The sequence below is a fragment of the Actinoallomurus oryzae genome, assembly GCF_039541955.1.
Lineage (GTDB): Bacteria > Actinomycetota > Actinomycetes > Streptosporangiales > Streptosporangiaceae > Actinoallomurus > Actinoallomurus oryzae.
Genome location: NZ_BAABHF010000010.1, coordinates 161,036 through 178,274, shown reverse-complemented (window position 1 = coordinate 178,274; position 17,239 = coordinate 161,036). Strand labels below are relative to the sequence as shown.

At 70.0% G+C, this 17,239-nt stretch carries 16 protein-coding genes; 13 read left to right on the top strand and 3 right to left on the bottom strand.

Annotated features, from left to right (window positions below; translation table 11 throughout):
- Nucleotides 1–8: 8 nt before the first annotated feature.
- On the top strand, nt 9–824 hold the full coding sequence (locus tag ABEA10_RS05710; RefSeq protein ID WP_345458379.1) for a TatD family hydrolase: 816 nt from the start codon (nt 9–11) through the stop codon (nt 822–824).
- A gap of 42 nt (nt 825–866) precedes the next feature.
- Here the strand turns inward: ABEA10_RS05710 and ABEA10_RS05705 are convergent, their stop codons facing one another.
- Both ABEA10_RS05705 and ABEA10_RS05700 read right to left on the bottom strand, forming a co-directional pair.
- Nucleotides 867–2,063: a hypothetical protein gene (locus ABEA10_RS05705; RefSeq protein ID WP_345458377.1), complete on the bottom strand. Its 1,197-nt coding sequence runs from the start codon at nt 2,061–2,063 to the stop codon at nt 867–869.
- On the bottom strand, nt 2,060–2,563 hold the full coding sequence (locus tag ABEA10_RS05700) for a SigE family RNA polymerase sigma factor (RefSeq protein WP_345458375.1): 504 nt from the start codon (nt 2,561–2,563) through the stop codon (nt 2,060–2,062). The genes ABEA10_RS05705 and ABEA10_RS05700 overlap by 4 nt, the downstream gene beginning before the upstream one ends.
- Before the next feature lie 67 nt (nt 2,564–2,630).
- Here ABEA10_RS05700 and rsmA point away from each other — a divergent pair, with 67 nt between their 5' ends.
- The 12 genes from rsmA (at nt 2,631) to ABEA10_RS05640 (ending at nt 14,506) form a co-directional block, all read left to right on the top strand.
- Nucleotides 2,631–3,488 carry a 16S rRNA (adenine(1518)-N(6)/adenine(1519)-N(6))-dimethyltransferase RsmA gene (rsmA, locus tag ABEA10_RS05695; protein ID WP_345458373.1) on the top strand — a complete coding sequence of 286 codons (858 nt, stop codon included), beginning with the start codon at nt 2,631–2,633 and terminating at the stop codon, nt 3,486–3,488.
- Nucleotides 3,485–4,375 carry a 4-(cytidine 5'-diphospho)-2-C-methyl-D-erythritol kinase gene (locus ABEA10_RS05690; RefSeq protein WP_345458371.1) on the top strand — a complete coding sequence of 297 codons (891 nt, stop codon included), beginning with the start codon at nt 3,485–3,487 and terminating at the stop codon, nt 4,373–4,375. Before rsmA ends, ABEA10_RS05690 begins: the two co-directional genes overlap by 4 nt.
- Before the next feature lie 267 nt (nt 4,376–4,642).
- Nucleotides 4,643–5,020 carry a hypothetical protein gene (locus ABEA10_RS05685; protein WP_345458369.1) on the top strand — a complete coding sequence of 126 codons (378 nt, stop codon included), beginning with the start codon at nt 4,643–4,645 and terminating at the stop codon, nt 5,018–5,020.
- A 34-nt stretch (nt 5,021–5,054) separates the two neighbouring features.
- Entirely contained in the window at nt 5,055–6,326 is a 1,272-nt protein-coding gene (locus ABEA10_RS05680; protein WP_345458367.1) for a hypothetical protein, read from the top strand.
- Nucleotides 6,327–6,352: 26 nt separating this feature from the next.
- Nucleotides 6,353–7,543 (top strand): S8 family serine peptidase, encoded by a 1,191-nt coding sequence (locus ABEA10_RS05675; RefSeq protein WP_345458365.1) that lies wholly within the window; start codon nt 6,353–6,355, stop codon nt 7,541–7,543.
- 19 nt (nt 7,544–7,562) lie between these two features.
- Entirely contained in the window at nt 7,563–7,964 is a 402-nt protein-coding gene (locus ABEA10_RS05670) for a hypothetical protein (RefSeq protein ID WP_345458363.1), read from the top strand.
- Nucleotides 7,961–8,257, top strand: coding sequence for a DUF6317 family protein (locus ABEA10_RS05665; protein ID WP_345458361.1), 297 nt, complete (start codon nt 7,961–7,963; stop codon nt 8,255–8,257). Before ABEA10_RS05670 ends, ABEA10_RS05665 begins: the two co-directional genes overlap by 4 nt.
- A 12-nt stretch (nt 8,258–8,269) precedes the next feature.
- The gene (locus ABEA10_RS05660; RefSeq protein WP_345458359.1) at nt 8,270–9,118 is read left to right on the top strand and encodes a hypothetical protein; all 849 of its coding nucleotides are present in this window, start codon (nt 8,270–8,272) and stop codon (nt 9,116–9,118) included.
- Between the two features lie 50 nt (nt 9,119–9,168).
- On the top strand, nt 9,169–9,441 hold the full coding sequence (locus ABEA10_RS05655; RefSeq protein ID WP_345458357.1) for a hypothetical protein: 273 nt from the start codon (nt 9,169–9,171) through the stop codon (nt 9,439–9,441).
- Nucleotides 9,442–9,818: 377 nt separating this feature from the next.
- Nucleotides 9,819–11,561 carry an ABC-F family ATP-binding cassette domain-containing protein gene (locus ABEA10_RS05650; RefSeq protein ID WP_345458355.1) on the top strand — a complete coding sequence of 581 codons (1,743 nt, stop codon included), beginning with the start codon at nt 9,819–9,821 and terminating at the stop codon, nt 11,559–11,561.
- A gap of 651 nt (nt 11,562–12,212) precedes the next feature.
- On the top strand, nt 12,213–13,328 hold the full coding sequence (locus ABEA10_RS05645) for an amidase (RefSeq protein WP_345458353.1): 1,116 nt from the start codon (nt 12,213–12,215) through the stop codon (nt 13,326–13,328).
- 644 nt (nt 13,329–13,972) lie between these two features.
- Nucleotides 13,973–14,506: a DUF488 domain-containing protein gene (locus tag ABEA10_RS05640; protein WP_345458351.1), complete on the top strand. Its 534-nt coding sequence runs from the start codon at nt 13,973–13,975 to the stop codon at nt 14,504–14,506.
- Nucleotides 14,507–14,549: 43 nt separating this feature from the next.
- Here ABEA10_RS05640 and ABEA10_RS05635 read toward each other — a convergent pair whose 3' ends face one another.
- On the bottom strand, nt 14,550–17,096 hold the full coding sequence (locus tag ABEA10_RS05635) for a hypothetical protein (protein WP_345458349.1): 2,547 nt from the start codon (nt 17,094–17,096) through the stop codon (nt 14,550–14,552).
- Nucleotides 17,097–17,239: the final 143 nt, after the last annotated feature.

Sequence of the window (17,239 nt, the reverse complement as noted above, 5' to 3'; positions counted from 1 at the left end):
GAGGCCTCGTGAGCCGCGGCGACTCGCGGGAGGCGGCACCGCCGCCTCCCGAGCCGCTGCCGGCCGAGGTGTTCGACAGCCACTGCCACCTCGACATCCTCAAGACGCCGGTCCCGGAGGTCGTCGCGGCGGGTCAGGCCGTCGGGATCCGCCGGGCCGTGACCGTCGGGTACGACCTGGCGTCCTCGCGCTGGTGCGCCGAGGCGGCCGAGGCCCACGACGACGTCTACGCGGCGGTCGCGATCCACCCCAACGACGCGGGCGACGCCACCGACGAGGTGCTCGAGGAGATCGCCTCCCTCGCCGCGCTGCCGCACGTCCGCGCGGTCGGGGAGACCGGGCTCGACTACTACCGTGACTGGGCCGACCCCGGCGACCAGCACCGGTCCTTCCGCGCGCACATCGACATCGCCAAGCGCACCGGCACGGCGCTGGTCATCCACGACCGCGACGCCCACGACGACGTCCTGCGCATCCTGGCCGAGGAGGGCCCGCCGGAGCAGGTCGTCTTCCACTGCTTCTCCGGCGATCGCGAGATGGCCAAGGTCTGCGCCGACCGCGGCTACGTCATGAGCTTCGCCGGCAACGTCACGTTCAAGAACGCCGGTGACCTGCGCGAGGCCGCGGAGGTCGCGCCGCCGGAGCTGCTGCTGGTCGAGACCGACGCGCCGTACCTCACGCCGGTGCCCCACCGCGGCCGGCCGAACGCGCCGTACCTCGTGCCGCTGACCGCCCGCTGCCTCGCCGAGGTCAAGGGCATCGACCTGGCCGAGCTGTGCGAGACCATCAGCCGCAACGGCGAGCGGGTGTTCGGGCCCTGGTGACCCGGCGTCTACCTGCTCCTAGCTACTCCGGCGGTCGAGCGATCAGATGGCGGCGAGGTCGACGAGCACGTATCCGCCGTCCGTCACCGTGTAGTAGAGCGGGTTGCCCGGCTCCTGCGGACGCACCCATGTGCTGGGGAGTTTCTTCTCGGAGGTGACGCCGAGATCACCGATGCGGCCCGTCTCCAGGTCGTACACGGCGATGGTCCCCCCGGCAGGACTGGTGATCACGAACCTGTCCAGGGAGGGCGGCACCGCGGACATCGACTCGACGTCCGGGATCGCGTGGCGTCCGCTGCCGTCGCGGCGCTGGGCTTCGGTGACGAAGTTCTTCTGTCCCACGCACCAGGTCGGTCCGCAGTGCCATGCGGCACGGTCGGTGAGACGTGCCGACCGGGTCTCGCCGGTCTTGACGTTCTTGGCGGTCGCGAACCGGACGCCGGCGGCGGTGCCGAGCGAGTCGCGGGGCGAGCCGACCCACGGCCACTGGAGGATGTACTCCGAGCCGGTACCCCCGACCAGCCGGGCGTCGCCGCCCGCGATGGGGGCGCGGTAGACGCCGGGGCTGCGGACGAGTGACCAGTAGACGTTCCCGCCGTCGATGGCGAGGTGGTCCGGTGTGGACGTGCCCGTCCGGGCGACCCGGTGCGCCTTACCGCCCGTGAGCGGCGCGGCCCACACCTCGCCGCCGTAGTGGCCGGCGATCGCCCAGGCGACGTACCCGTCGCCGGTCGTGAAGTAGGACGCGAACATCTGCGTCTTCGGCGGCGTGACGACCGTCGTGATCTGCCTCGCCGTGTGCTTGTGCAGGTCGTAGGCGTAGAGGGCGTCGGCCTTCTCGAAGGAGGACTCGGTGCTGACGAGCAGCGTGTGATCGTCGAGGAAGGTCAGCGGATGGTACGCGTGCCCGTTCGGCAGCTTCTTGGACAGCCGGTGGATCGCCTGGGGCCAGACCTTCTCCATCGGCGGCACGGCGGTCTTCTTCAGGCGGTGCAGCGCGGGTGAGGCCCCCGCCTTGGCGGTGCCGGGCGCGTGCGTGCCGGTCAGCAGCGCACGGCCGCCGACCGTGGCGCCCCCGATGGCGATGGCCACGGCGGCGGCGGCCATCGCCACGCGCGGATAGGCGCGGGTTCGCCGCGCGGGACGTGCCTCCAGGCCGATGCCCGGCGGGGCCTTCGGGGCGCGGTCGGCGGCCTCGGCGAACGTGCGCCGCAGGGCCTGCTCCAGTTCCTCGGTCATCGCAGACTCCCGTTCGTCACGGACGGACGCCAGGTCGTCCGTAGCTTGTCCAGGGCACGCGACGCCTGGCTGCGTACGGTGCCGCGGGAGATGCCGAGCACCTCGGCGATCTCGTTGTCGCTGAGCGACTCGTAGTAGCGAAGGACCAGCACGGCCCGTTGCTTCGGCGGCAGGCCGGAGAGCGCCCGCCACAGGCCGCCGTCGCCGTCGGCCCGCGCCAGCGCCGTGTCGTCGTAGGCCCGCTCGGGCGGCTCGGGCATCAGGCGTTCGCGGCGGCGTTTCCGCCAGATGCTGATGTGCAGCCGGGCCATGGTCGTGCGTACATATCCCTCCGGCTCGCGCTTGTTGACGACGCCGGGCCAGGCGGCGCGTACGCGTACCAGCGCCTCCTGCAGCAGGTCGGCGGCGTCGTGCGGGTCGCCGGTCAGCACGTAGGCGTAGCGCATCAACGCGTCGGCGCGGGATCCGACGAACTCTTCGAAGCTCAGTGCTCCATTCAAGGCACCCTCCTCAGGTACGGGGACGGGCCCGGCGCCGGAACTGTTGCACGTACGGGACACTGGGGGTGTGGGTGAACGACTACTCGGGCCGGCGGACGTCCGCGCGCTCGCCGCCGACCTGGGCATCCGCCCGACCAAGACGCTCGGCCAGAACTTCGTCATCGACGCGAACACGGTGCGGCGCATCGTCCGCGACGCCGAGGTCGGCGCCGAAGACGTGGTCCTGGAGGTGGGGCCCGGCCTCGGCTCGCTGACCCTGGCCCTGCTGCCCGAGGCCCGCCGCGTCATTGCGGTCGAGGTGGACGAGGTGCTCGCGGGGCGGCTGCCGCGGACCGTGGCCGAGTTCGCGCCGTCGCTCGCCGACCGCCTGTCGGTGGTCACCGGCGACGCGTTGCGCGTGACCGAGCTGCCCGAACCCCCGACCGCTCTCGTGGCGAACCTGCCGTACAACGTGGCCGTGCCCGTCGTCCTGCACCTGCTCGGGGCGTTCCCGACGCTGCGGCACGGGCTGGTCATGGTCCAGGCCGAGGTCGCCGACCGGCTCACGGCCGGCCCGGGCGGCAAGGTGTACGGGGTGCCGTCGGTGAAGATGGCCTGGTACGCCGAGACGCGCCGGGCGGGCAACGTCGGGCGGGCCGTGTTCTGGCCGGTGCCGAACGTTGACTCGGGCCTGGTCGCCTTCACCCGGCGCGAGCCGCCGGAGGGGGTCCCCCGTACGGAGGTGTTCGCGGTGGTGGACGCGGCCTTCGCGCAGCGCCGCAAGACCCTGCGGGCGGCCCTGGCCGGGTGGGCGGGCTCGGCCGCCGCGGCGGAGCGAATCCTGCGCGCCGCCGACGTCGACCCGGGCGCGCGCGGAGAGTCGCTCGACGTCGCGGCCTTCACCCGGATCGCCGGACGGCGACGAGCATCCCCTAGCATTCCGTGACCGTGACCACTGTTCGCGTACCCGCCAAGGTCAACCTTCAGCTCGGCGTCGGCCCGGTCCGTGACGACGGCTACCACGACCTCGTCAACGTCTTCCACGCCGTCTCGCTGTTCGACGAGGTCACCGCCACCCCGGCCGCCACGTTGACGATCACTGTGGAGGGTCCGGCGGGCGTTCCCGTCGGCCCGGACAACCTGGCCGTACGGGCCGCACGGCTCCTCGCCTCGCACGCCGGCGTCGAACCCCGGGTCGCCCTGCACATCCGCAAGGACATCCCGGTCGCCGGCGGAATGGCCGGCGGCAGCGCCGACGCGGCGGCGGCCCTGGTGGCGTGTGACGCCCTGTGGGGGACGGGCATGAGCCGGGAGACCCTCCTGGAGCTGGGCGCGCGGATCGGCAGCGATGTGCCGTTCGCCCTGCTCGGCGGTACGGCCGTGGGGCTGGGCCGGGGCGAGCGGCTGACCCCGGTCGAGGCGGTGGGGGAGTTCCACTGGGTGTTCGGGTACGCGGACGGCGGCCTGTCGACGCCGGCGGTGTACGCCGAATGCGACCGCCTGCGGACCGATGCGCCGGCCGCGTGGCCGGTGGTGTCGGACGATCTGATGGCCGCGTTGAAGACGGGCGATCCTCTGGCGCTCGGGCGAGCGCTCACCAACGACCTGCAGCCCGCGGCCCTGAGCCTGCGCCCGTCGCTCGCCGCCGCGCTGGCCGCGGGCGTGGAGAGCGGTGCGGTGGGCTCCCTGGTGTCGGGCTCGGGCCCGACGTGCGCCTTCCTGGCCTCGTCGTCCGCGCACGCCGCGGCCTTGGGGAAGACCCTGTCGGGCACGGGCCGCTTCTCCGCCGTCCGCCAGGCTCGGGGCCCTGTGTCAGGTGCTGTTTTGATCTAATTCGGACGACCGATAAGTGGCTCTTTGCTGTCTTTCGGTACTGAGCGTCACGGAACGGTAAAGTTGGTCAAGCGGCACCTGGACTCTGTGTGTCGAGCTTTGTAAAGTCTTGGGGGCTTTACACGGGGGTGTGCGGCCTTGGCGCGTTGTGCGCGTTTGAGGGGAAGTGCGATGTCGCCTGTCGATCAGGGACCCGTACCACTGGGCCCGTACCGCGAATGGCCCGGACTTGACGCGTCCGCCCACGCCAAGATGGATCGTCACCAAGTGCGAGCCATCGCCGAGCGTCTGACCTCCCACTTGGAGGACATGCTGACGGTGGACGAGCACCTGAAGCCGGCGAGCAAGGCGGCGTACGGCGCCTGGGACGCCGCCCAGGCGTTCTACCCGAGCGTCCAGTCGGGCCACGACACACTCGTGGACCAGCACAGCCGCTTCCTGCACGCTGTGCTCGACATGATTAAAAAGCTGCATGCCTCGGCCCACATGTACGACGCGACCGAGGCCGACCTCGAACGGCGAATCGCCGCCGTCGACAAGCGCCTGCACGCCGTGCCGACCACCGACCTGTTCCAGCACGGCTCGCCGGCCTCCCCGCCACCGACCGCGTCTCCGAACTCGCTGAACCCGGACGCGAGGGACTGAGATGGTCGACTCCTATGTCTCCCCGATGCGATCCATGGCCCCGACGGGGTCGCCGTCGCAGTACACCGACCCCAAGAGCATCGACGCCCTGCTGAAGTCCAGCGACCCCGAGGCGGTCGCTGCCTCGGGCCGCGGCTACCAGAAGTTCGCCGAGGCGTACGAGAAGATCGCCGGCGTCCTGCTCGACATGCGAACGGATCTCCACGACGCGTGGGCTGGCAAGGACGCGGCTGCCGCCCAGTCACAGCTGCGAGAGATGTGGTCCACCGCCGGGGCGGTCCGCGAGGCCGCGAAGACGTTCGGCGTGACGATCGAGCGTCACGGCTCGGAGCACCTGGCCTGGTACAAGTACAACAAGCCCCCGTCCAAGTCACTGTCAGAAGCGCAAAGCTGGATGACCGGAGCCAACGAACGCGTCGCCCAGGCGTGGGGCTCCCTACCCCAGGACCTGTCCACAACCCTCCCGCCCGGTCAGCACGATCTGAGGCGCAGGCCGGCGAGCGACGAACCGTCGAGCGGCACTTACGACGCGAGTGGCAGTGACGCCACGCCGGAGGGTCTGACCGACGGTGGCGACTCGGGACATCACCATTCGTCGACCGAGCCCGATGTCGTCGGCGGCGACGGCACCGGACTCGGGACGAACCTCGCCGGATCCACACCGTCGACCATGGTCGGTGGCGACAACGGGCTGGACGGCGGGCCACTCCTGGGCGTGCCTGGCGGAGTAAGGGGATCGTCGCCATCAGGCGTTGGAACGTCAGGGCTCGGACTGATATCGCCTGGTGGTGTTCTTGGGGAAGGGGCTGGCGTCGGCGGTGCCGGGAGGGTGAGCGGGGCGGTAAGAGCTCAGGCGGTCGCCGAAGCACAGTCGGCCGAGGCGGCCGCCGAGGCTCCTGCCATGGGCTCGGTGGTGGGCGCCGGCGCTGCGAGAGAGGAACGAGAGCGTACTCGGCGGTCGTGGCTCGCCGAAGAGGAAGAGGTCTGGACGGACGGCGTCGAGTTCGCGCCCGGCCTGATCGAAGGCGACCCGGTCGTCGCTCAGGAGGAGGCCGAGCCGGTCGACGCTCCTGTGGAGATCGACCTTTCCGCCGACAGCGACGTGATCAGCGAGATCCTCGCCGGACTGGACGCCGATACGAGTGCCGAATCCGCCGACTCCGAAGTGAAGGACGTCTCAACGCAGATCAGCGAGCTCCGAGTCCAACTGGCCAGACTCGAGCGGCAGCGTGACGCCGAACGCGGCCTGTCCGTGGTCGGTGACGAGGATCCCGCCGGTGACTGGCCCGGGGGAGACGACGCTTGAGACGGGTCGTCCATACCTTCGCGGTGATGATGACGCTGTTGACGTTCGCCCATCCGGCCGACGCCGCGACGACGCCACACCCGCGCTCGGACGAGTGGTGGTTCTCGGTCTGGGGTGTCGAGAGTGACGTCTGGCCGGTGACGAGGGGCGCCGGCGTAACGGTCGCCGTTCTCGACTCGGGAGTGAACGCCGCCCTTCCAGAGCTGTCCGGGGCCGTCGTCAAGGGCACGGACACCACTGGGGAGAGGACCGACGGACGCCGTGACCTCGACGATCACGATGGCGGTCACGGCACCGCGATGGCGGCACTGATCGTCGGCCAGGGCGGAGGCAGGACGGGCTTCGTTGGCATAGCGCCGGAGGCGAAGATCCTGCCGATCCACGACACCTCCCGGCTCGGTGACCGAAACGGCGCCTTCGAGTCCTACGCCAAGGCGATCCGCTTCGCCACCGACTATGGCGCCAAGGTCATCAACATGTCGCAAGGGATCACGTCGGCGGCGATGGAAGGTCACTGCGACTCAGGCGTCCAGGACGCGATTTCGTACGCGGCCGACCACGACGTGGTCGTGGTGGCGAGTGCGGGCAACAACGGTGACACGTCGAACTGGCCGCAGCTACCGGGATCGTGCGCCGGTGTGCTGGCGGTCGGGGCGATCGATCCGGAGCTGCGGCCGTGGAAGGGAACGCAACGGCAGCCGTACGTTGCCGTGTCGGCTCCCGGAGCCAAGATCCCCAGCATTGGGAAGAAGGGCGAACTCTTTCCGGACGGGGAGGGAACGAGCGCCTCGGCCGCGTTGACATCCGGCGCCGTCGCGCTCATCCGGTCGAGGAACCCGCAGATGCCCGCGCGCACGGTGGTGCAGCGCCTCATCGCGACCGCACGACCGCTGGGCGGACCGGGGTGGAACGACCAGACCGGCTACGGGGCCATCCAGATCACCAGCGCGATGAACCCGGAGCGCCATCCGGTACCGGCGAGTGCCCCGAACCCGGTGTACGCCGCGCTGGACAAGTGGCGCAGCACCCGTTATGGCACTCCCGCGCAACCAACGCCGGTGTCGTCGGCGCAGAAACAAGGGCAGAGCGGTTCCACGGGGCTGCCGCTCGTCCTTGGCGGCGTCGGAACCATCGTTTTGGTGGTGCTCATCGGCGTCGTGATCTCCCGCCGCCGTGGCCGCGGTTCCACATCAGGGAAAGCGTCCCGCGGTCTCTAGACGAAAGGCAAGTTGGCAGATGTCCTTCTCGAATCCGTCCCCACCATTCGACTCCAGCGAGAGCGAGGTGACGGACGCTACGCTCGCCGACGAGCTCGAGGCCCGGCGGAAGCTTACGGAAGGGGTCGCCTACGTCTACGTGCCGACTCAGCCGGGGGAGACCACGAATGGCCCGCAAGCAGTGAGGTTCGAACTGCGGCGACTCTCAGATGGGAACGCAGGGCTTCCGGTCTTCACCGCACCTGAACTGCTGATCGCCCAGCTGGGGGAGTTCCAGCCGTGGAAGAGGATCGCAGTGCTGGATCTGCTGATCCAGGTTTCCGCGGCACACGTCCCGGTCGCCGTGAATCCTGTCGTAGGAGATGATGCGGATCGCTGGACCGCGGCCGACATCGAAGCGTGGAAGCGGGACGGCCGGTGAGCGGGTACGACGTCGTCTTCGACGACCTGCTGAAGGCATCAGCCGAGTTCTCCCGGCAAGGGGAGGCGTATGCCAACCTGATGCCGCACAAGCCCGCCTGCCCGGCCGGGGGCGACGACACGATCGACAAGATGCTCAATGTGACGCTTCAAGCGCTCTACGAGATGCACACGGTTCTCGCGCAGGCGGTGAGCGCTCATGCCGAAAAGCTCGACTACACGCACCGTAACTATCGGAAGACCGAAGGTAACCTGTTCGACTATCTGACGAAGGTTCCTCCGCCGACCTACTAGGAAGGACCTGGTGTGGCGAAAGCTCCATCCTCCCTGGCTCCATTCTCGTACAACTGGGTCGGCGGCGACATTCGTGGCCTGTCCAGGCTTGCCGGGACGCTTTACGGGTTCGCCGACCAAGCCGCGGAACCCGCGAACACGCTGCAGGGTACTGTCGACCGTTTGGTGTCGGAGAGCGGTGACAACGCGTGGAAAGGGTCGGCGGCGGACAACTTCAAGATGGACTTCGGGCAAGACATCGTCGATGTGAGGTGGATGAACGGGCGGACGGTCGCGGTGGGCGACGCGGTCGACGGGCTCGCGGTTACCCTCGCCAAGATCGAGTCTTGGCTTGAGAGCCAGGCCGAACAGGGCGTCCGTGCGGGATATGTCACCTTGGACGGCGCCGGGAAGATGACCCTTCCCAAGGGCACCTCTGATCCACGCGTGCAAAGGTTCCTGCAGCAGTTCAACCAATCCCGGGAACAGGCGCTGATCGCGGCCAAGGCGGCGCGGAAGGTGGCGGCGAAGAAGCTGGCTGCCGAATACTCCACCTTGTCCAACGGGTTGATGAACTACAAGACGAACCACCGAAACCTGCTGTCGAAGAACGAGCTCGCCGCGCTGGACTCCAACTTGAGGCAGCTGCGCCAGGGGTTCCAGGACGCCAACCACCTGCTCGACTCGACGAGCCGGCCGGGTGCGCACGAGAAGGCCTTGCTCAAGGACGCGGTCATGACGGCCACTACGATCATCGGTGGCACCGCCGGAGCCGTCGTGGGTACGTTCGTCGAGCCCGGAGGCGGAACGATCGCCGGCGCTGGCATCGGCGGACTGATCGGGCAGGGAGCCGGCTCGATGCTCGGATCCATATTCGATTAGGCCGCGGGATCTACCCCGACGCGTCGATTCGTCCACCGATGGAGGATGCCGTGGTCATCGCCTACGTAGTGCTGGGTATTCCAATTTTTTTCTTCGCGATCGTTGTCTTGTTCGACATCGGGCGCTGGAGTTCCATCAAGGGGGCCGTCTCCACACCTTGGCGGCTGGCCCTTGGGCTGTTGTGGCTCGCCACCGCATGCGGCCTTTTCGTCGCAGCCGCTCTCAACGAGATCAGCCTCTACGTATGGATACCCGGCGTCGTCGCCGCGATCATCTTTTTCTATCTACTGAGCAAGGTACGCCAGAGCACCGGCGCACGGTAGGACGCGTCCGGTGGTCGGCAACCAGTGGCCGAACCGATGGACCATGGGCGCGAGGGGCTACAAGGAGATCGAAATCGGGTATTCGTCCGTCCCACAGACCGACTTCGACTTCGTGAACGCACTCATCCAGGCCGCGAACACCATCGGTGCACCACGGAGTGACGGTGAGAGGAGTTCGGTGACCATCGGCGGATAGCGTGTCCGGCCACGGCGGCTCCGTACCTTCGCGGAAAGCCTGCGGAGCCGCCGTGGCCGGAGACTCCGCCCGCGCCAGGTGCGACAGCAGTGCCGCGACGTGCGTGGGGCACCCGGTTCATCCACAGGACCACCTCGGCGTTGCCTGGCGCCCGGTGCGGGCGGATAGCCTTACTGGCGTTGTGAATCTCATCAATGTCGAAGGTCTGAGCAAGGCGTACGGACCGGTTCCGCTGCTCGATGGCGTCTCGCTCGGGGTCGCGGCGGGGGACCGGGTCGGCATCGTCGGCCGTAACGGTGACGGCAAGTCCACGTTGATGTCCCTGCTGGCCGGCCACACCGAGCCGGACGACGGGCGCGTGACGCGTGCGCGCGGCGCGCGGATCGGCTACCTCGCCCAGCGGGACGCGTTTCCCGACGGTGCGACGGTGCGTTCCGTCGTGTTCGGCGATCGGGCGGAGCACGACTGGGCGGGTGACGCGCGGGCCCGTGACATCCTCGCCGGTCTGCTGTCCGATGTGCCGCTCGACGCTCCCGTGGCGGGCATGTCCGGCGGCGAGCGGCGGCGGATCGCGCTCGCGGCGCTGCTGGTCCCCGAGACCGACCTTCTCATGCTGGACGAGCCGACCAACCACCTCGACATCGAGGCGATCGCCTGGCTCGCCGGCCACCTGAAGGACCGCACGCTCGTCGTGGTCACCCACGATCGCTGGTTCCTCGACGAGGTGACCGACCGCACGTGGGAGGTGGCCGACGGGCAGGTCCACCGCTACGAGGGCGGCTACTCCGCGTACGTCCTGGCCAAGGCCGAGCGTGCCCGGCTCGCCGCCGCCGCCGAGGAAAAGCGGCAGAACCTTTTGCGCAAGGAGCTGGCCTGGCTCCGGCGCGGTCCCCAGGCGCGCTCGTCCAAGCCCAAGTTCCGGGTCGAGGCCGCGAACGCCCTCATCGCCGACGAGCCGCCGCCGCGCGACAGCGTGGAGCTCGTACGGTTCGCCACGGCGCGGCTCGGCAAGACCGTGTACGACGTGGAGGACGTGACGGTCCAGGTCGGCGACCGCACGCTCTTCGAGCACCTGACCTGGCAGCTCGGCCCCGGTGACCGCATCGGGCTCGTCGGGGTGAACGGCAGCGGAAAGACCACGCTGCTCCGGCTGCTCGAAGGGTCCGTACGCCCGCGGGCGGGCCGGGTGGTGACCGGCAAGACCGTACGCCTCGCGCACCTGTCACAGGAGCTGGGTGAGCTCGATCCCTCGCGCCGCGTGCTGGAGACGGTCGAGGAGATCAAACGGCGCCTCACGGTCGGCAAGAAGGAGTTCTCCGCCGGCCAGATGCTCGAACGCTTCGGCTTCCGCGGCGACGCCCAGTGGACACCGGTCGGCGACCTGTCGGGCGGCGAGCGCCGGCGCCTGCAACTGCTCCGCCTGCTCATGGGCGAGCCGAACGTCCTGCTCCTCGACGAGCCGACCAACGACCTCGACATCGAGACGCTCACCGAGCTGGAGGACCTGCTCGACGGATGGCCCGGGTCGCTGGTCCTCGTCAGCCACGACCGTTACTTCCTTGAGCGGGTCAGCGACCATGTCGTCGCCCTCCTCGGCGACGGCGGCCTGAAGATGCTGCCCGGCGGCGTGGACGAATACCTCGACCGCCGCCGCCGTACACCGCCACCGCCGCCGCCCGCGCGCCCGGCCGAGCCACCCAAGCCGACCGTCTCCAAGAACGCCTGGCAGACGAAGAAGGACCTCGACCGCCTCGAACGCCGCATCTCCCGGCTGAGCGAACGAGAGGCCGAGCTCCACGACCTGATGGCACAGCACGCCACCGACCACGAGAAACTCCTCACCCTCGACACGGACCTGCGCACCGTCCGCACCGAACGCGAGGAGCTGGAAGAACAGTGGCTCGAACTCGCGGAGAACGCCTGACCACCGGCCCGCGTCAGGGGCCCGTCTGATCGCCCGCTGTTGTGTGAGCCTGGCGCGCGGGCGGGCGTTTCCGCGCGTGTTCGGGTTTTCGTGTCGTGGTGGGTGCTGTGGCTCGGACTCACGGAGAACGTGTGATCGCAGTCCCGCATAGGGGTCTGTCTGATTGCCCCCGCAATTCTGCGGTGCGGCGTGCGCGGGGCCTTCTCGCGTGCTCGACCATCTGCGCCGCCGCAGGCGCCGCCTGGTCGAACGCACGCTGCGCTGTGGCGGCGATGGTCGCCGTCCAGGCGCGGTGAGCCCTCGGCGTCGCGGGGGAGCTCTCGCCGTTGGCGGGGGGCTCTCGGGCGTCGCGGGGGAGCTCTCAGCGTCGGTGGGGAGCTCTCCGCCTCGGTGGGGAGCCCTCGGCGTTGGCGGGGAACCCTCGGCGTCACCGCCGTCGGTCGCTGGGCGGACCCGGGCCGATCGCCTCCTCCGCCCTGCCGACCCGAGCGGCGCTCAACACTCAGCCCCTGACAGCTCGCCCGCCCTGCGTCGTCCTGAACGCCGCTCGCCCCGTACGGAAACTTTGAGAGGGACCTCCCCGCCGCTCGGGTTGTCCACAGGCGCGCGCACGGTCTATCTCATCCGTCCCCCTCACGCCATGATGTCGTCGTGACCATCTGGCTGGAGAAGTTCACCGCGCAGGGCGACGGGCCGCGGCTCGCCGTCAAGGACGCCATCGACGTCGCCGGGTCGCCGACGACGTTGGCATGCCCGGTCATCAGCGAGCAGGCCGTGGCCGCGGAGCACGATGCTCCCGTCGTCGCGACCGCTCGCCGGCAGGGGGCTCGGATCGTCGGCAAGACCAACCTCACCGAGCTATGCCGCGCCGCCGACGGCGTCAACCCCTGGACCGGGACTCCGGAGAATCCCCTCGACGCCGACCGCGTGCCCGGCGGTTCGTCCAGCGGTTCCGCGGTCGCGGTCGCGTTGGGCGAGGCCGATGTCGCGTTCGGCACTGACACGGGCGGATCCGTCCGTGTGCCGGCCGCCTGCTGCGGTGTCGCCGGGCTCAAGACCACGCGCGGCCGGGTGCCGGTCGACGGCGTGTTCCCGCTGGCCCCGACGCTCGACTCGGTCGGCCCGCTCGGGCCCGACGTCGCCGCGCTGACGCTCGGCATGACGCTGATGGAGCCGGGCTTCGCTTCCGGCTCGTTCGACGCCGGGGCGATGATCGGACGGCTGCGTCCGGCGGGCACGCCCGTCGCCCCCGAGCTCGACGCCGCCGTCGACGCCGCGCTGGGCGCCGCCGGGCTCGTCTTCGCCGATGAGCCGGTCGACTGCTGGCCCGCCGCCCTCGACGCCGGAAACAGACTGATCCTCGGCGAGGGCTTCCGCGCACACCGGAGCCTCCTCGCATACCCCGACCGGATGAGCGAGCGGATCCGCCGCCGCATCGAGCGCGGCGAGCGGATCACCGATGGCATGCTCGACGAGGCTTACGCCACGAAAGAGACGCTGCGGGAGTTCCTCGACAAGCTCTTCGAACGCTATCCGCTGCTCGCCCTGCCCACGATCACCCAGCCCCCACCCCGCCTCGGTGCCGAACGCGACGTCGACCTCACCGCGCTGACCCTCCCCTTCAACCTGTCCGGCGATCCGGCCCTGTCCCTGCCGATCCCCGTCAAGGGCTCCCCGCTGCCAGGCTCCCTCCAACTCGTGGCCCCGGCGAACGAAGAGGGACGCCTACTCGCCGCCGCCACGCTCATCGAAGCCGCGCTGCAGTGATCCGTTCGGGGGGTGCGGCTGTGGTTTCGGTGAGTGATGCGGGGTGTCTGCTTGCTGCTGCCGTGGTCGTCGAAGCCGCGCTGTGGTGATCCGTTCGCGGGCTGCGGCTTGTGGTTTCGGCGAGTGATGTGGGGTGTCTGCTTGGCTGCTGCCGTCCTCATCAAAGCTGCCCTACGGTGATCCGCTCGCGCGCTGCCTTGGGGTGTCCATGCGGATGTTAGGAGGGGCCAAAGAGGAGATACGCCAGGCGGGAAGCCGCGGTGGTGAGCCGCTGACCGGGGACGTTAGGGGACACCAACTGTGCGAGGTGATGCCGCGCTGACACGCACGGTCCGGACATTCGGCCTTGGGGCGATGTGCGAGAGCGGGAAACTATCGGGTCATCGCGGAGACGGCGTGGTTTGGAAGCTGTCGGGTAGTTGCTGCTGGATGGGAACGTCGGGAGCGAGCCGAGGATGCTTGCTGAGTGGGTGGTGTTGGGCTGATGCGCATCCCGGGCGTTTGGTCTTGGGGGTTGTCGTGAGAGGGGATCATCGGGTTATCGCGGGTGGCGTGGGGAGTGGCCGATGTCTGGATGGCGCCGGGTGGTTGCCGCTGGGCGGGAAGATCAGGGGCAGTTTGCTGAGTGAGGCGGCGTTGGGCTGATGCCTACTGTTCGGACGTTCGGTCATGGGACGGCATCGCAGGAGGAGATCGCCGGGTTGCTGCGGGGTGCCGGTGTGGAACTGGTGGTCGATGTCCGTACGGCGCCGGGCAGTCGTCGCAACCCGCACGTCGCCCGGGCGTCGCTGGAGTCCTGGCTGCCCGCGGACGGCATCGGCTACCGATGGGACAAGCGCCTCGGCGGGTTTCGGCGGCCTCCGCCCGACTCGCCGGACATCTTCTGGCGGGAGGAGATGTTCCGCGGTTACGCGGCGCACATGCGTACGCCGGAGTTCTCCGCCGCGATCGACGCGTTGCTCGGCTTCACGGGCGAGCAGGCGGTGATGTGCAGCGAGTCCGTCTGGTGGCGCTGTCACCGCCGGATGATCGCCGACTTCCTCGTTCTGGCCCGCGGCGTCCCGGTCGAGCATCTGATGCACGACGGCCGTCTCACCCGCCACGAACCGGCCCCCGGCGCACGCCTCCGCGACGACGGCCTGATCGTCTACGACGGCGGCCAGGAGCCCTTGCTGTAACGCGCGAGTCTAGATCTCCGCCCCGTGGGCGGGCTGCAAGCCGCTAAGAGGCGATGCGCGTCGCCAGGAACGACGCACGTGTCAGGCCGACGATGCGCAGCGGACGGTCGAGGGCCGACTCCGGCGCTGCGAGTTCCCGGTCGATGGCCTCGGCGATCGTGGGGTCGGCCGCCGCACCGGCCGGACCACACCGTAGGAGGGCCGCCGCGGCCGCCGTCCGTACCTCGCGATGCTCCGACTCGGCGCACAGCCGGGAGAACACCGCCGATGGCGGGTCCGCGCGCCCCTCGACGACGCGTGCGGCGGCGACCACCAGGCTCGCCAGGGCCTCCACCTCGGTCTCCTTCTCGATCCGCGCCATCAGCTCGGACAGCGGGTCGGCGCCGTCGTCGGGCCGCGCGTCCGGTACCTCCGACAGCAGCAGCGCCGACGCGGCGCGGACGGCCGGGTCGTCGTCGTCCATCAGCACGTACAGCGCCGGCACGCACTGCTCCAGGGCCGTACGGGTGTGCTCGGCCCAGCGCCGGGACTCTTCGTCCGCGCAGGCCGGTCCCAGGGCGATCCGTGTGAACTCTCCCATCAGGTTCAGCAACGGCCACCGGACGGGGATGTCCTCCTCACCGACCAGCATCAGAAGGCACGGAACGGCGGCGACGGTCGCCGAGAAGACTCGGCCTCGCCCGTACAGCACCGCCCGCAGGTCGGCGAGAACGGCCTCCGCGGACGCGTCGTCGTCCGCTTCGACGACCGCGAGGAGCAGGTCGGGAACGGCGCCGGCCGGGCCCGTCGCGCATTCGAGCTCGTCCCAGTCGAACCGGTGGACGGCCGCGGTCAGGTCCCGCCGCGGCCACAGGCGATCGATGTCGAGACGCAGGACGGCGCTGCCGGTCGGACCGCCGACGGTCATCGTCCCCTCCGGATCCAGGCTCAGCGCCGCGATGCCGGCCCCCAGCTCCAGAGTCGCGTCGATGCCCGAACCGACGTCCCACAGCCGTACGCTGCCGGTGCTCCAGGCCGCGGCGATCGCCGGGCCGGTCTCCAGACGTTCGGCGCTGACCCCGACCACCTCTCCGCCGTGGCGGCCGAGCGCAGCAGGGCCCCAGCCGTCGTCAGGCAGCCAGAGGTTGACGAGTCCACCGGAGTCGCCGCTCACCACGGTGACGCCGAGGCCCTCGAAACGCCGGGTGGTGATGGCGGTCACGGGCGCGTCGTGCGCCGCGCGGCTGAGCCGACCCGCCTCGTGACCCCCTGCCGAAGCATCGCCGTCCGCGGAGACGCCATCGGTGGTGTTCCCGGTGCCGGCGGCGTCCTCGGCCTCGGTGGTGCCGTCGGCTTCGGCGGTCTTCTCGGTTCCCGTGGTGTCGCCGGTTCCGGCCGTGCTCTCGGCTCCAGCGGCGGACTCGGGTTGGGCGGTGACCTCGGGTTCGGCGGTGTCCTCGGGGCGGGAGGTCGGCCACAGGTGCACGCCGCCGGCCTGGTCGCCGGCGGTCACGCCCGCGCCGGGCTCCTCGGCCCACACTGTGAGACCGTCCGGCCGTTCCGTGCCGAGGATCTCGGCGGGAGGTACGGCAGCCGCCTCGGCGGGCGGGTAGGGCGTGTCGGAGACGCTTTCGACGGTCCACCGTCCGTCGCGGTCGGTGGTGCCGGCCTTCAGGGACAGCGGCGGGGGATCGGCCCGAGGTGACTCGATCTCCTCGCTCCAGTCCACCCCGAGCGTACGGGCGACCCCCTCCAGGGCCGCACGGCTCCGGGCGTGCACGACGAACCCGAAGTCGGCGTAGCCTTCTCCATCCAGATAGACGATCGCGTCGGGCGCTCCGTAGACGACCGTCCGGTTGCCCAGCTCGCGCCAGGGCAGCAGGCCCATGGCCGGGAAGTTCTGCTGGACTCGCCGTTCGACGTCGGGCTCGGCCTCGTACAGGCGCACCGTCCAGCCGTAGTACGAGGGCAGCCGCATCAGTGCCAGCTGAAGGAAGAACTCCGAGACCGACCCGGACTGCGGCACCCAGCCTTCCCCGGTGCTGACCATGACTCTCGGGTCGGCCTGACCGGCCTCGGCGGCGAGATAACCCCACTCGTTGCAGTACTCGTACTCCGCCTTGAACACGCACACCCGGTGATCGGCGCCCGGCCCGACGAACGGACTGTCCGGCGGCAGCCCGTCCGAGACGCCGTAGCCCGTCGGATCCGGCCGTACGGTCGGCGGCCACACCGGATTCGTCCAGTACAGCCGGGGCCGGTAGGTGAAGGAGTTGAACGGCAGGTCCCACCACTCGTCCAGGGCCGCCGGAATCGGGAGGGTCAGGTCGACATCGGCGAAGGTTTCCTCTTCCTCGCCGGTCGACTCCTCCTTGAGACGGCGGACGTACGCCCGGTGCTCGTCCTCCGACCAGCGCGGCCAGCGGGGCTCTCCGCCGGGCGGCTCGTACCCCCACTCCTCCTGGAACGCGCGGAGCAACTCCCAGCGCGGGCCGGTGTCCGCCAGATGCGCGGCGAACTCCTCGGGCGACATGCGGTCGCGGTCCTCCCACCGGGGCATGACCTGCCGCAACCGCTCGGCGAACCGTCCGTAATCGATCACATCTGACACAGCGGTCAGCGTAGGACACCGCAGCACCAAGCCGATGTCACCGCTCCCGGCCGCTCGAAAGGCGACCCTTCTGACGTCCAGGGACGGTGTCGAAGGGGCGCGGCGTGAACGCGGCAGGTCGGGGGCGTGCGGTGGTCGAAGGG